Genomic DNA, 13,694 nt, shown 5'->3' with positions numbered 1-13,694 from the left:
CGGCTCCTACGAAGGCAGCGTTCAATCGAGCTGATACTGCACGCCCGCGCCGACGTACCAGGCGCGCTCCGGGCCGGGCTCGTAGTAGCGACCGTTGCCGTCACCGACGATCACCGAGCCGATGTAGTCGCGGTCCAGCAGGTTGTCGATGCGCAGGACCTGGTTGAAGGTCAGTGCGCCGACCCTCTGCTCGAAACGTGCCTGCCAGTTGAACAGCGCGTAGCTCGGCGCGCTCCTGGCGCTGTTGCTGTCTTCGACGTACAGCTCGCTGCGGTACATCGCCTCGATGGCCGTGCTGACGCCTGATGCCGGTTGCCAGTTCAGCTCGCCATACAGGCTGTGCGCGGGAATGCCCGGCAGGTGATTGCCCGCGTCGATCATCCGGCCGTTGCTGCTGAACGCCTGGCTGTAGGTGGCGTCGATCCGGGTATAGGCGAGGTGGGCGCGCAGGGTCTCGCTCAGACGGCTCTCCAGCGCCAGCTCGATGCCGCGCCGGCGGGTCTGCGCCGCGTTCTGGAAGCGCGAGCGACCACCGCTGGCCGACGCCACCACCAGTTCGTCGTCGGTATCGATCTGGAACAGCGCCAGCTGCAGGCGGGTGCTGGCGGCCAGGCGCGCCTTCAGGCCGACTTCGATCTGCTCGCTGGTGGCCGGTTTCAGGTCGAAGCCGAAACCGCCGTTGGCGCCGGAATAGGACAGCTCGTTGAGCGTCGGTGTCTCCAGTCCCTGGCCCCAGCTGGCATAGACACTCAGTGCCGGCAGCAGGGCGTAGCTGGCGCCCAGGGTCGGCGTCAGCTCGCGGTAGGTGACCGAGCCGCTGTCGTCGCCGTTGCCGAGGAAGCGGTCGTCCACCTCGAACTCGACCTGGTTGTGGCGCAGGCCCGCCTGCAGATCCAGCTTGCCCAGCTGCCAGGCGGCCTGGACGTAGGGCGACAGGCTGGTCACCCGGTTGCGCTCGTCGCGGCGCAAGGCGCCTTTGACACCGAGCGTGCTGCCGTTGAAGTTCTCGTAGCCCTGGCGATCGTCGCGGGATTGGTCGTAGTCCACCCCGGCCGTGAGGGTAAGCAGACTGCCACCCAGGTCGAAGGGCTGAATCCAGCGGTTGCCGATGCCGTGAAAGCGCCGCTCGAAGTCGATCACGCCGCCGGAGTGGGTGGGGTTGCCCTGTACCGCAGGCGGAATCGACTGGTACTGAATCACCCGGCGCGTACCGCTGTAAAGCGTGCTCTGCCAGGTACCGGCGGCGAAGCTGCGCTCATAGTTGAGGGCCAGCTGGCGGTGGTCGATGCTCTTGCGCGTATCGAACAGCAGGGCACTGGGCGCTGCCGCGCGGCGGTCACTCTGCACCTGCGCCCAGGTCAGGCCTTGCGGGTCCTGGGTGTCGTCCTGGTCCAGCTCGCTGACGCTCAGGCTGAGCGTGCTGAGGTCGTCGGGGTGGAGGGTCAGCTTGGCGAAGGTCTTGTCGAGGATGGCGCCGCTGTGGTCGCGGTAGCCGTCGGTCTCGAAGTGCGAGCGGTTGATGATGAAACCGGCCTGTGCGTTGCCGCCTTCGGCACTCAGGCGCGTGCGGCGGGTGCCGTAGGCGGCCTGGGAGGTGTCGGCGGAGACCCTGGGCGCGCCCTGGCCGTCACGCGAGAACAGCTGGATCACCCCGCCGGAGTTGCTGCCGTAGACACTGGCGAAGGGCCCGCGCAGGACCTCGATGCGCTCCAGGGTGTCGAGGTCGAAGGTGGCCGCCTGGCCCTGGCCGTCGGGATTGGACAGCGGCACGCCGTCGGCCAGCAGCTTGATGCCACGGATGCCGAACGCGGCGCGGGCGCCGAAGCCGCGCGAGGAAATCTGCAGGTCCTGCGCATGGTTCTGGCGGTTCTGCACCACCAGGCCGGGCACGCTGCCCAGTGCCTCCGAGAGATTGACGCCGGGCTTGCCCAGCGTGGCCTGCTCGGCGTCGATGCGGTTGACGGAGAAGGGCAGCCGCCAGCCGCTGGCCTGGTAGCGGCTACCGGTGACGACCAGGGGCTCGGCCTGGTAGCGGGTGTCTTCGGCCTGCGCGGCCAGTGGCAGGAACAGCGTGGGCAGCCACAGGCGAGGGCTTGGCCGGTGCATGAGCGAAAGGTCTCCCAGGAAGCAGGTGGATGATCTTGGCTTGGTCGATCAGTGGCGACCAGTGACAAGCCGCAGGCGGCGACAGAAATGCTCTACGAAATGTTGCCGGGGAGGGTTGTCGGATGTTTTGGATAGCGCTAACATCCGGCGCAAACAATGAGCGGCCCACATCGATGGTGCCCTGGAGTTTCCATGCAACAGCAGCCTTCCGTACCGCCTGCCCGCACCGCCCTGGTGGTCATGGGCGTCAGTGGCTCCGGCAAGAGCGATATCAGCCAGGCGGTCGCCACCGCGCTGGGCTGGCGCCATATCGAGGCCGATCATTTCCATCCTGCCGAGAACGTCGCGCGCATGCGCGCCGGTATCCCGCTGAGCGATGCTGACCGCCGCCAGTGGCTGGATGCCCTGTGCGAGCAGATGCAGGCGGCGCAGGCCGCAGGCGAGGGCTTCGTGCTGGCCTGCTCGGCGCTCAAGGGCGCCTATCGCGAGCGTCTGCGCGGCGCGGTGGCGGGGTTGCAGTTCGCGCACCTGCATATCGATCACGCCACCGCCTTGCAGCGCGTGGGCGCACGGCCCGGGCATTTCATGCCGACATCGCTGGTCGACAGCCAGTTCGCTACCCTCGAATCGCCCGCTGACGAGCCGCTGGTACGGGTGCTGGATGCCCGGCAGTCGCGGCAGGCGCTGGTCGAACAGATCACCGCCTGGGTGTGGCGCGACCTGCCGGAGATTGACGCAGGTGACGCCGCCGGCATTCTCGAGACTGAGATTGATAGCGCTAACCAAGAGGCGCAGCTGGGCGCTGAGCCCATCTATGAAGGACGTGTGGCACGCCTCTTCGATCGCCTGACCGACGGCCTGATGGCCGCACTGATGGCGTTCATGGTGGTGGCGGTGTTCGCCAACGTGGTGTTGCGCTACGTGTTCGGCACCGGTTGGCCGGGCGCGGAAGAACTGTCGCGCCTGGCGTTCGTCTGGCTGGTGTTCGTCGGCGTGGCCTCGAGCATGCGCCGCGGCGAGCTGATGACCTTTCGCATGATTCGCGACCGCTTCCCCGTACTGGCGCAGCGCCTGCTGGATTCGCTCAGCTGGATCCTGGTGGCCGGCGCCAGCCTGCTCTCGGCCTGGGGCGCCTGGAACCAGGTGCAGTTCGGCTGGGGCAATGTCAGCACGGTGGTCGGCTACCCGGTGGTGCTGGCCATGTTCCCGGTGCTGGCGAGCATGCTGGTGCTGGCGATCCTGGCGTTCGTGCAACTAATCAACCTCTGGCGCCGCATCCCCGAGCGCTCGCTGAACCGGGCGCTGGCCGAATGATGCCGGGCCCACTCCAACAAGACGGGCAGTGCCCAACGAGGATGCGCCGATGACTGTCGCAGTGTTTCTTTCCTCCCTGCTCGGGTTCATGGCGTTCGGCATGCCCATTGCCTTCGCCCTGATCCTCACGGCGGCAGTGCTGATGTGGTACCTGGATTTCTGGGACGTGCAGCTGCTGGCGCAGAACCTGCTGGCGGGTGCCGACAGCTTCCCGCTGCTGGCCGTGCCGTTCTTCATCCTGGCCGGCGAGCTGATGAACGCGGGCGGCATCTCGCGGCGCATCATCGCCATGGCCCAGGCCTATTTCGGGCACCTGCGCGGTGGCCTCGGCTATGTCGCCATCGCCGCAGCGGTACTGTTGGCCAGCATGTCCGGTTCGGCGTTGGCCGACACCGCCGCGCTGGCGACGCTGCTGCTGCCGATGATGCGCCAGCGTGGCTATCCGCTGCATTCGTCGGCGGGCCTGGTCGCGGCGGGCGGCATCATCGCGCCGATCATTCCGCCGTCGATGCCGTTCGTGATCTATGGCGTGGTCACCAACACCTCCATCAGCCAGCTGTTCATGGCCGGCCTGGTGCCGGGGCTGATCATGGGCGGCGGCCTGATCATCGCCTGGACCCTGATCGCCCGCGGTTTCACCGAGCCGACACCGGAGAAGGCCAGTGCGGCCGAGCGCCGTCGCGTGCTGGTCGACGGCGCGGCTGCGCTGATGCTGCCGGTGATCATCGTCGGCGGCCTGCGCCTCGGCATCTTCACGCCCACCGAGGCGGCGGTGGTCGCGGCGGTCTATGCGTTGGCGGTTTCCACCTTGCTGTACCGCGAGCTGGACTGGGCAGGGCTGATGGAAACCCTGACGCGCGCCAGCCGCACCACGGCGTCGGTGATGTTCCTCTGCGCTGCGGCAACGGTATCGGCCTACATGATCACCCTGGCGCAGCTGCCCGACGAGATCGGCGCCATGCTCGGGCCGCTGGCCGAACACCCGCGTCTGCTGATGCTGGCGATCATGTTGTTGATGATCGCGGTGGGCATGGTCCTCGACCTGACGCCGACCATCCTGATCCTGGCACCGGTGCTGGCGCCGATCGCGATCAAGGCCGGGGTCGATCCGGTGTACTTCGGCGTGATGTTCGTGCTGATCGGCTCGATTGGCCTGATCACCCCGCCGGTCGGCACCGTGCTCAACGTGGTCGGCGGCATCGGCAAGTTGCGCATGGAGATCCTGGTGCGCGGCGTGTTGCCGTTCTTCCTGATCTACCTGGGCATCGTCGCCTTGCTGGTGGCGTTCCCGGCTGTCGTCACCGTGCCGCTGGCCTGGTTGCGCTGAGTTGACCCACCGGCACTGGCACGCCGGTTTCATTCACAACAATAAGAGGTAGTCCCGATGAAACGTCCACTGCTCGCCGTCCTCACCGCTGCCATGCTGTGCAGCCCGCTGGCCAGCCTGAGCGCGCATGCCGATGACGTGCGCTCGCGCATGATCCGCTTCGGCTATGGCCTCAACGAGAACAGCAACCAGGGCCGCGCGGCCAAGCTGTTCGCCGAGGAGGTGGCCAAGGCCTCCGAGGGCAAGCTCAAGGTGCGCACCTTCGGTGCCGCCAGCCTGGGCTCCGACGACCAGATGCAGAGCGCGCTGATCGGTGGCGCGCAGGAGATGATGGTCGGCTCCACCGCGACCCTGGTGGGCATCACCCGGGAAATGGCGGTCTGGGATACGCCGTTCCTGTTCAGCAGCGCCGAGCAGGCCGATGCCGTGCTCGACGGGCCGGTCGGTCGCCAGGTGATGGACAAGCTGGAGGAAAAGGGGCTGGTCGGCCTGGTCTACTGGGAGAACGGTTTCCGCAACCTGACCAACAACACCCGGGCGATCAACCGGCTGGAAGACTTCTCCGGCGTCAAGCTGCGGGTCATGCCCAATCCGGTGTTCCTCGAAACCTTCAAACTGATGGGCGCCAATGCCGTGCCGCTGCCGTTCTCCGAGCTGTTCACCGCCCTGGAGACCAAGGCCGTCGACGGTCAGGAAAACCCGTTCAATACCATTCTCTCCTCGAAGTTCTATGAAGTGCAGAAGTACCTCACCGTGACCAACCACGTGTACAGCCCGTGGATCGTCACCGTGTCCAAGCGCTGGTGGGACGGCCTGTCGCAGACCGAGCAGCAGATCCTCCTGGAGGCGGCGCAGAAAGCCCGCGATTTCGAGCGCCAGGACACCCGTGAGGAGGCCGCCCGTGCGCTGGCGCAGCTGAAGGACAAGGGCATGCAGATCAACGAAGTGGCCCCCGCCGAGGTGCAGCGTATGCGTGAGCAGGCTGCCCCGGCGATCGCCAAGGTGGTCGATACGGTGGGGCAGCAACTGTTCGATCAGGTCCAGGCCGAGGTCGACAAGGCTGCACGGTAAGAGCCGGCCCGTGCACGACTGACGGGCCGACTCGAGGTTTCGCGGGGCACGCAGGTGGCAACGCTCCTTGCATGGTGGCGTTGCCCCGGGCGGCGTGTCCCGCGCTTTATTCATCGGCAGGGCTGGTAGAATTGCCCGCTGATCATCAATGGAGGCGCTATGAGCCAACGCCGTCGCCGCTCTGCCGAGCGTGTCACCCTGTCCGATGTCGCCAAGGCCGCGGGGTGTTCGCTGATGTCCGCGTCGCGCGCTCTCTCGCAGCCGGGGCGGGTGTCCGATGCGTTGCGCGAGCAGGTGATGCGTGCGGCCCAGGCGCTCGGGTACGTGCCCAACCCGGCGGCGCGGGCATTGGCCAGTTCGCGCTCGAACCTGGTGGCGGTGGTGATTCCCTCGCTGTCGAACTCGGTGTTCGTCGATACCGTCGAGGCGATCCAGCGGGTGCTGATGCCCGCCGGCTTCGAGATGATGATCGGCGTCAGCCATTACCGGGTCGAGGAGGACGAACGCCTGCTGCGCTCCTACCTGGCGCACCAGCCGGCCGGCCTGCTGGTGACCGGATTCGAGCGCAGTGACGCGGCCCGCGAGATTCTCGGTGCCAGTACCTGTCCGCTGGTGACGCTGATGGAACTGAGCGAGGAGCCGGAGGACTACTGCGTCGGCTTCTCCCAGATCGAGGCCGGTGCGGCGATGACCCGTGCCCTGGTGCAGCGCGGCTATCGGCATATCGCCTTCGCCGCCGCGCAGCTCGACCCGCGCACCTTGCAGCGGGCCGAAGGGTACCGCCAGGTGATGCGCTATCTGCAGCGTCACGACCCGGCACTGGAGCTGCTGACGCCGGAGCTGTCGTCCATCGGCCTGGGCGCCGAGCTGCTCGACCGCCTGCTGGCGCAACAGCCGCAGATCGATGCGGTGTTCTTCAACAACGACGACCTGGCCATGGGGGCCTTGTTCCGTGCGCGTCAGCTGGGCCTGGATGTGCCGGGGCGGTTGGCCATCGCCGGTTTCAACGACCTGCCGGCGGCGGCCTGGATGCACCCGGCGCTGAGCACCGTGCGCACCACCCGTGGGCAGATCGGCGAGCTGGCGGCGAACATGCTGCTGGCGCTGATGCGTGGCGAGACGCCCGAGCAGCACTGCGTCGACGTCGGCTTCGAGCTGGTGATGCGCGACAGCGCCTGACGCGATTACTGGCCCTTGTTCGCGGCGGCCAGTTGCTCGGCCGCTTCCAGGCGCAGGCGCTCACGTTCGTCGAAGCGTTCCGTTGCCAGCGCGTCGATGGCGGCGCGCTTGTCAGCGCTGCTGAGCCCCGGGTTGGCTTCGATCTGCGCCTTGGCGGCGAGATAGGCCTCCAGGCGCCTTTGCCAGTTCTGTCTCTGACCGTCCAGCGTCTCCAGGCGGGCAGTGGCCTCGGCGCCGACCAGTTGCTGGCGCATCTGGCGAATCTGCGCCGCGCTGGCGCCCTGCGCCTGCAGGCGCGCGGTGTTCTGGCGCAGCTCCTGCTGCAGTTGCGGCAGCACGGCGTCCTGCAGCGCTTCCGGCAACGATGCCCGCAGCCTGTCGATGGCGGCGCCTTTCTCCTCGGCGCTCATGCCGGCGTCGTGCTGGATGGCCAGGCGTTCCAGGGTGAAACGGTTGTAGCCTTCCTCGCGGCCGAAGAAGGCCTGGTGGGTTTCGTCATCGAAAAGCCGCGCCCGCAGGGCCTGCACCGCGCTTTCGCGTTGGCGCAGCGCATCGAGGCTGGCCATCTGCGGCAGGTCACGCTCCAGCAGCACCAGTTCGCGCTTGTAGTTCAGGTACTGGTCCAGCAATGCCTGGGCACGGGCGCGCGCAGGCTCCTGCAGCTGTGCGTCGATGTAGCCGCGCAGGCGTGACACGCTGGCGTCCAGGCTCTCTTCGCCGATGCTGGCGAGAAAGTAGTCGAAGATGCGGCGGATATCCTCGCTGATGATCAGGTTGCCGGCGGCATCGACGCGAAAGCGGCCGTCGACCTCGGTGCCGACGAAGGAGCCGGGCAGGGCCAGGCTCGCGGTTCTTTCGGGGGCGGGTGGGGACATGGCAAGGGTGTCCGCCGACGTCGCAGGCGCAGCGATCTGCGGCGCGGCAGGCGCTGTGCTGGCTGCGCTGGGCAAGGGCCCCTGGTGTGCGGGTTGCAGGTAGAACATCAGCGCCAGGCTGGCGCCAATCAGCAGCGGCAGGGCATAGAGGATTTTCTTCACATGTGACTCGATGCGTCAGGGAGGGGGTGTGCCATGGGCATCGATGTCGCGATGCCCATGGCTCGGGTGGAGCACTCGGTCAGCCTAGAGCCCGGCGTTCTTCAGGCGGTTGGCGTGCTGGCGGTAGACGGTGACCGGGTCGGTCTCGAACAGGCTGGTCAACCCCAGGGTCTGGTTGACCTCGTCGAGATGGTTCATCCGGTAGTTGTCGCGGATCACCTGGCCCATGCGGGAGCTGCAACGGCCCACCAGGCCATCGTTGGCTTCGCTGCCGAAGGTCAGCGAGGAGGCGCCCATCAGCAGGTCGCTGGGGTCGAGCAGGTTGGTCAGCGGGCTGGTGCCGCTCCAGGAGTAGTAGCGCACGCCATTGACGCTGTAGGCGCCTTCGCCACAGGCGCTGGTGGGCAGGCCCTGCGGGAACTTGGCGTTGAAGCGCGCGGCGCCTTCGCTGTTGAGCGACTCCAGCGAGCCGAGTGCATTCTGCGGCGTGGTGCTGGAGCTGCCGGAGAGGAAGTTGATCAGCGTGCCCAGGCCGTTGACGATACCGGCCAGCAGAGGGGTGGCCACCGGCCCGGCAGGCCCGTCGCTGATGCCCTTGAGGAAGTCGGCGGCGGCGGAGCCCTTGTGTGGCGCGCCGACGCTGGTGACCGAGGCGACCAGGTCCGGACGCACTGCGGCGACGTAGCGAGTGGTCGGCCCGCCGTGGCTGTGGCCGATCAGGTTGACCTTGCCTTTGCCGCTGATGGCGACGATCTCCTCGACCTGCTGCAGCAGCTGTTCGCCGCGCGCTTCGGAGGTGTCCAGCTGGCTGACCTCGGTGACGTACACGCTGGCACCGTCACGCCGCAGGGCAGCCGGGATGCCGTACCAGTAGTCGATGCCGAGGATGCTGTCGAAGCCGAGCATGCCGTGGCCGAGGACGATGGGGTACTTGGTCTGGGTATAGCCGGAGGAACCGAACCAGAATGCCTGGGTCTGGCCGCTGGCGAGCAGGCCGGCACCGAGGCAGAGGGCGAGCAGGGTTTTATTGTTCTTCATGGGCGCTCTCGTGGTTTGTTGGGCAGTCAAGTGCTTCCTGCAAGCGGATCGCGCCCATCCCGTGGCGCGTACGGCGCAAGAACGATGGCAGGAAACATGCCAGTGCCGTCGATTGGCGCGGGACGCCTCTATTCCGGTCGTTCGCCACGGATCGCCGCATGCCTCGGGTGCATTTCGCTGTTACGGGTCGACACGTCCAGGCGAGTAAATGCTGTGGGCTGGCAGCATGCGGAGGGCTGCAACGGCGCCGCGAAGACGGGTGGAGGCGCTGTCGAACGCCGGGATGCCCTCTCGGCCAATCGAAGGTTGGGGTCGGGCTCAGAAGCGCCTTGACAGTTTGTCGTGGGCTTCTCTAGGATTCGCCCTGCGCCGATTTAAACAGCTACTTGCGGGGCGCCTCAGGGTGTTGTCATCGACACCTGAAATTCCGCTAAAGCGCTGGTTCGGTGTCGCCTCTCACCGCTGCCCAGCGGGATTCTCGAGGCGGAGACTCGACCATGATCTGTCCCCAACCCCTTATTCGCCTGGCGCCCATCACTTCGGGCCTGCTGCTGCGCAATCCGCGCGTGCTGCTTGGCGGCAGCCATCAACCCACCTTGTTACGTTATCTCGAAGGCTGGCCCAAGCGCTGGTCGGGGTCGCGTGCGTTTCGCATCCAGTTCGTGCAGAACGGCGAGTCGCTGAGCCGTTTCGCCCGCGACAGCTTCGATCTGGCCGTGATCCAGGCACCCAGCGCCGAGCAGCTCGAGCAGACCGTTGGCGAACTGGTAAGGGTGGCGCGTCAGGGCCTGATCACCCGGCGCTAGCAACGACTCTTCGTTATCCGAGGCCGCCGACCGCCCCTGCGGCAGGGGCGCCGGTCGCGCGCCGTCGATTCACGGATAGTCGATCTCGACGATGTAGCAGGTCTTCTCGCCGCCCGGGCTGTGTACCCGAACCTCGGCATCCAGCGGTTTGCCCACCAGAGCGCGCGCCAGTGGCGAGTCGATGCTGATCTGGCCCTGCTTGAGGTCGAACTCGTCCGGGCCGACGATGCGGTAGCGCGACTGTTCGCCGTCCTCGTCCTCGATGGTGACCCAGGCGCCGAAGTACACCTTGTTCGGGTCCGAGGGCCTGTCGCTGACGACCTTGAGCTTCTCCAGACGCTTGGTGAGAAAGCGCACGCGGCTGTCGATCTCGCGCAGCATCTTCTTGCCGTAGGTGTACTCGGCGTTCTCCGAGCGGTCGCCCTGCGCCGCCGCCTCGCTGACCGACTGGGTCACCTGTGGCCGGCGCACATGCCACAGCTCGTGCAGTTCGGCGCGCATGCGCGCTTCGCCCTCCGGGGTAATCAGGGGCGTACCGGCGGGGCGAGGGGGGCGATAGCGGCTCATGGTGGCTCTGTGGGCTGGAGGGGGCGCCAGTCTAGCAAACCCCTCCGGCGCTGCTCAGCCTTCGCGTAGCACGCTGAGCGGACTGGCGTTGAGGGCGCGGCGGGTTCCCAGTACCCCGGCCAGGCCGATCAGCAGGGCGCCGATCAGCGGCAGCAGAAGCAGCCAGGGGTGCGGTTGCCAGCTCATGTCGAAGGCATAGCGATAGAGCAGGAAGCTCACCAGCTCGCAGCCCAGCGCGGCAAGCAGGCCGGCGGCGGCGCCGAGCAGACCGAACTCCGCGCGGCGGGCGCTGACCAGCAGGCTGCGCTCGGCGCCCAGCGCCCGCAGCAGGGCGCCCTGGCGGATGCGCTCGTCCAGCGTCGCCTGCAGCCCCGCCAGCAGCACGGTGAGGCCGGCAGCGAGAACGAACAGCAGCACGTATTCGATGGCCAGGGTGACCTGCGCCAGGATGCTGCGCAGCTGCGCCAGCAGGGCGTCCACCTGCAGCAGGGTGACGCTGGGGAAGGCGCGGCTCAGGGCGATCAGCTCGGCATCGTGGCCGGGCGGCAGATAGAAGCTGGTCAGGTAGGTGGCGGGCAGGTCCTGCAGGGTCTGTGGCTCGAAGATCATGTAGAAGTTGGGCTGGAAGCTGTCCCAGTCCACCTGGCGCAGGCTGCTTACCTGGGCCTCGCGCTCGATGCCGCCGACGTTGAAGCGCAGGCGGTCGCCCAGCTTCAGCTGCAGACTTTCGGCCAGTTCGGCCTCGACGGATACGCCGGGCAGTTCGCTGGCATGGGCAGCGCCCCACCAGCTGCCGGCGGCGATCAGGTTGTCGGCGGGCAACTGCTCGGCCCAGGTCAGGCTCAGGTCGCGTTGGATGGCGCGTTCGCCGCGGCTCTCCTTGGTCACCAGTTGCCGCACCGGCTCATCGTTGATCATGATCAGTCGGCCCGGTACCACGGGGTACAGCGGGGCGGGGTGCGGCGACAACTCGGCCAGTCGGGCGGCGAAGGCATCGCGCTCGGCGGGCAGCACGTTGAGGGCGAAGTGATTGGGCGCATCCTCGGGCAGCTGATCCTGCCAGGTATCGAGCAACTCGCCACGCAGCAGGGCGATCAGCGCCATGGCCAGCAGGATCAGGCCGAAGGCCAGCGACTGACCGGCGGCGGCCAGCGGGTGACGCAACAGCTGGCCAAGGCCCAGGCGCCAGGGCAGGGCGGCTTTCTGCAGGAGCCGACGCAGGCTCTGCAAGCCCAGCAGAAGCAGGCCGCCGAGCAGCGCAGCAGCGAGCATGCCACCGCCCAGCAGGGCGAGGGTCAGGCGCAGGTCCAGGCTCAGTCGCCACATGATCACGCCCAGCGCCACCAGTGCCGCGCCATAGACCAGCCAGGAGCTGGCCGGTACCGGCAGCATGTCGCGGCGCAGCACGCGCAGCGGCGGCACGCGACCCAGCGCTGCCAGTGGCGGCAGGGCGAAGCCGGCCAGCGCCACCAGGCCGGTGGCCATGCCGGCCAGTGCCGGCCAGATGTCGGCGGGTGGCAGGTCGGCGGGAATCAGCCCGCGCAGCAGATGGAACAGAATGTACTGACCGGCCCAGCCGAGCAGGGCGCCCAGCACACAGGCGATCAGCCCGAGCAAGGCGAGCTGCAGGGTGAAGAGGGTCAGCGCTTCGCGTCGCGACAGGCCGAGGCAACGCAGCAGCGCACTGGCATCGAAGCGCCGCGCGGCAAAGCGTGCTGCCGACAGTGCCACGGCCACGCCGGCGAGCAGAACGGCGGCGAGGCTGGCCAGGTTCAGGTAGCGCTCGGCGCGGCCCAGCGCACCGCCAACCTGGCGGTTGCCGTCGCGCGGGTCGTCCAGGCGCTGGTTCGGTTGCAGGCCCGCTTCGACGGCCTGGCGGTAGGCGGCCAGGGCCTCGGCATCGCCGCGCCAGAGCTCGCGAAAGCGCACGCGGCTGCCCGGTTGAACCACCTCGGTGGCGGCGAGATCGTCGAGATTGATCAGCACGCGCGGCGTCAGGCTGTAGAAGTCGCCAGCGGTGTCCGGGTCGTAGGTGAGCACGCGGCTCAGGCGCAGGCTCTTGGCGCCGATCTCGATCTCGTCGCCGACCTTCAGGTTCAGCGCCACCATCAGACGGGCTTCGGCCCAGGCCTCTCCAGGTCCTGGCCCGGAACCCACTTCTTCCGCCGCATAAGGCTCGGGCGCACTGCGCAGCTCGCCGCGCAACGGGTAGCCCGCGCTGGCGGCCTTGACGCTGGCCAGCTGGATGCCGTCCTGAGCGGCGACCACGCTGGAGAACTCCACCGCACGCGCATGCTCGAGACCTAGTTCGAGGCCGGCATCGATCTGCGTCTGATCCGCCGGTGTGCTCCCGCTCAGGCGCAGGTCGGCGGCGAGGAACTCGCTGGCGCGCAGCAGCATGGCGTCGTTCAGGCGTGCACTGAAGTAGCCGATGGCACTGCTGGCGGCCACCGCGACGAGCAGGGCGAAGAACAGCACGCGCAACTCGCCGGCACGGGCGTCACGCAGCAGCTGGCGGGCAGCGAGCGAAAGCAGGCGGACAGCGGGGACGCGATTCATCAGGGCTCCACGCGGTCGATCAGGTGCCCGGCCTCCAGGCGGATCAGGCGCTGGCAGCGATGCGCCAGGCGCTCGTCATGGGTGACCAGCACCAGCGTGGTGCCACGCTCCTGGTTGAGCTGGAACAGCAGGTCGCTGATGCGTTCACCCGTGTGGCTGTCGAGGTTGCCGGTCGGCTCGTCGGCGAACAGCACGTCCGGATCGGCGGCAAAGGCGCGGGCAATGGCGACGCGCTGCTGTTCGCCGCCGGACAGTTGCCGCGGGTAGTGGGTCAGGCGTTGCCCCAGACCGACACGTTCGAGCAGGGCGCGTGCGCGCGAGCGGGCATCGACGTGGCCTTCGAGCTCCAGCGGCAGCATCACGTTTTCCAGGGCGTTGAGGCTGTCGAGCAACTGAAAGGACTGGAAGACGAAACCGACATGCTCGGCGCGCAGGCGTGCGCGCTGGTCTTCGTCGAGTTCGCCGAGGTTCTTGCCGGCCAGCAGCACGGCGCCGCCGCTGGGCAGATCGAGACCGGCCAGCAGGCCGAGCAGGGTGGATTTCCCTGAGCCGGAACTGCCGACGATGGCCAGGCTGTCACCCTTTGCCAGGTCGAGATCGAGGTCGTGGAGGATCGTCAGCTCGCCTTCCGTGCTGCTGACCACTTTGCTAAGGTTCCGCGCAGCGAGAATGCTCGAAGTCATGGAGATT

11 protein-coding genes are annotated in these 13,694 nt (G+C 67.7%); 5 read left to right on the top strand and 6 right to left on the bottom strand.

Features of this window, described 5'->3' with window-relative positions; genetic code table 11:
- Nucleotides 1-21: 21 nt before the first annotated feature.
- Nucleotides 22-2,106: a TonB-dependent receptor family protein gene (locus JLK41_RS14020; protein ID WP_210389170.1), complete on the bottom strand. Its 2,085-nt coding sequence runs from the start codon at nt 2,104-2,106 to the stop codon at nt 22-24.
- 192 nt (nt 2,107-2,298) lie between these two features.
- On the opposite strand from JLK41_RS14020, the gene JLK41_RS14015 reads away from it, so the two are divergent.
- The 4 genes from JLK41_RS14015 to gntR all read left to right on the top strand — a co-directional run bounded on the left by JLK41_RS14015 (nt 2,299) and on the right by gntR (nt 6,997).
- Nucleotides 2,299-3,420 carry a gluconokinase, GntK/IdnK-type gene (locus JLK41_RS14015; RefSeq protein ID WP_210389169.1) on the top strand — a complete coding sequence of 374 codons (1,122 nt, stop codon included), beginning with the start codon at nt 2,299-2,301 and terminating at the stop codon, nt 3,418-3,420.
- Nucleotides 3,421-3,469: 49 nt separating this feature from the next.
- Complete coding sequence (locus JLK41_RS14010) at nt 3,470-4,747, top strand: TRAP transporter large permease (RefSeq protein WP_210389168.1); 1,278 nt, start codon at nt 3,470-3,472, stop codon at nt 4,745-4,747.
- 57 nt (nt 4,748-4,804) lie between these two features.
- On the top strand, nt 4,805-5,818 hold the full coding sequence (locus JLK41_RS14005; protein ID WP_037047775.1) for a TRAP transporter substrate-binding protein: 1,014 nt from the start codon (nt 4,805-4,807) through the stop codon (nt 5,816-5,818).
- A gap of 159 nt (nt 5,819-5,977) precedes the next feature.
- Nucleotides 5,978-6,997 (top strand): HTH-type transcriptional regulator GntR, encoded by a 1,020-nt coding sequence (gene gntR / locus JLK41_RS14000; protein ID WP_037047772.1) that lies wholly within the window; start codon nt 5,978-5,980, stop codon nt 6,995-6,997.
- Between the two features lie 5 nt (nt 6,998-7,002).
- Here gntR and JLK41_RS13995 read toward each other — a convergent pair whose 3' ends face one another.
- Together JLK41_RS13995 and JLK41_RS13990 are read right to left on the bottom strand one after the other, a co-directional pair.
- A complete protein-coding gene (locus tag JLK41_RS13995; RefSeq protein WP_210389167.1) occupies nt 7,003-8,034 on the bottom strand; it encodes a lipase secretion chaperone in 1,032 nt (343 codons plus the stop codon).
- A gap of 84 nt (nt 8,035-8,118) precedes the next feature.
- Nucleotides 8,119-9,072 carry a triacylglycerol lipase gene (locus JLK41_RS13990; RefSeq protein ID WP_134676691.1) on the bottom strand — a complete coding sequence of 318 codons (954 nt, stop codon included), beginning with the start codon at nt 9,070-9,072 and terminating at the stop codon, nt 8,119-8,121.
- Nucleotides 9,073-9,569: 497 nt separating this feature from the next.
- On the opposite strand from JLK41_RS13990, the gene JLK41_RS13985 reads away from it, so the two are divergent.
- Complete coding sequence (locus JLK41_RS13985; protein ID WP_037047763.1) at nt 9,570-9,878, top strand: hypothetical protein; 309 nt, start codon at nt 9,570-9,572, stop codon at nt 9,876-9,878.
- A gap of 69 nt (nt 9,879-9,947) precedes the next feature.
- On the opposite strand, the gene greB is transcribed toward JLK41_RS13985, so the two are convergent.
- The 3 genes from greB to JLK41_RS13970 are packed head-to-tail and all read right to left on the bottom strand — an operon-like array spanning nt 9,948 to nt 13,687.
- Nucleotides 9,948-10,445 carry a transcription elongation factor GreB gene (gene greB, locus JLK41_RS13980; protein ID WP_152488807.1) on the bottom strand — a complete coding sequence of 166 codons (498 nt, stop codon included), beginning with the start codon at nt 10,443-10,445 and terminating at the stop codon, nt 9,948-9,950.
- A 54-nt stretch (nt 10,446-10,499) separates the two neighbouring features.
- Nucleotides 10,500-13,004 carry an ABC transporter permease gene (locus JLK41_RS13975; protein ID WP_210389166.1) on the bottom strand — a complete coding sequence of 835 codons (2,505 nt, stop codon included), beginning with the start codon at nt 13,002-13,004 and terminating at the stop codon, nt 10,500-10,502.
- Nucleotides 13,004-13,687, bottom strand: a complete 684-nt coding sequence (locus JLK41_RS13970; protein WP_210389165.1) for an ABC transporter ATP-binding protein — start codon at nt 13,685-13,687, stop codon at nt 13,004-13,006. The genes JLK41_RS13975 and JLK41_RS13970 overlap by 1 nt, the downstream gene beginning before the upstream one ends.
- Nucleotides 13,688-13,694: the final 7 nt, after the last annotated feature.

It is taken from the genome of Ectopseudomonas khazarica (assembly GCF_017915135.1).
Classification (GTDB): domain Bacteria; phylum Pseudomonadota; class Gammaproteobacteria; order Pseudomonadales; family Pseudomonadaceae; genus Aquipseudomonas; species Aquipseudomonas khazarica.
The sequence above is the reverse complement of the archived record's forward strand: the minus strand, read 5'-3'. Positions and strand labels throughout refer to the sequence as shown.

Excerpts from the sequence above, each read along its gene's own strand:
- JLK41_RS14020 (WP_210389170.1), bottom strand. The coding sequence starts at position 2,106 with ATGCACCGGCCAAGCCCTCGCCTGTGGCTGCCCACGCTGTTCCTGCCA.
- JLK41_RS14015 (WP_210389169.1), top strand. The coding sequence starts at position 2,299 with ATGCAACAGCAGCCTTCCGTACCGCCTGCCCGCACCGCCCTGGTGGTC.
- JLK41_RS14010 (WP_210389168.1), top strand. The coding sequence starts at position 3,470 with ATGACTGTCGCAGTGTTTCTTTCCTCCCTGCTCGGGTTCATGGCGTTC.
- JLK41_RS14005 (WP_037047775.1), top strand. The coding sequence starts at position 4,805 with ATGAAACGTCCACTGCTCGCCGTCCTCACCGCTGCCATGCTGTGCAGC.
- gntR (WP_037047772.1), top strand. The coding sequence starts at position 5,978 with ATGAGCCAACGCCGTCGCCGCTCTGCCGAGCGTGTCACCCTGTCCGAT.
- JLK41_RS13990 (WP_134676691.1), bottom strand. The coding sequence starts at position 9,072 with ATGAAGAACAATAAAACCCTGCTCGCCCTCTGCCTCGGTGCCGGCCTG.
- JLK41_RS13985 (WP_037047763.1), top strand. The coding sequence starts at position 9,570 with ATGATCTGTCCCCAACCCCTTATTCGCCTGGCGCCCATCACTTCGGGC.
- greB (WP_152488807.1), bottom strand. The coding sequence starts at position 10,445 with ATGAGCCGCTATCGCCCCCCTCGCCCCGCCGGTACGCCCCTGATTACC.
- JLK41_RS13975 (WP_210389166.1), bottom strand. The coding sequence starts at position 13,004 with ATGAATCGCGTCCCCGCTGTCCGCCTGCTTTCGCTCGCTGCCCGCCAG.
- JLK41_RS13970 (WP_210389165.1), bottom strand. The coding sequence starts at position 13,687 with ATGACTTCGAGCATTCTCGCTGCGCGGAACCTTAGCAAAGTGGTCAGC.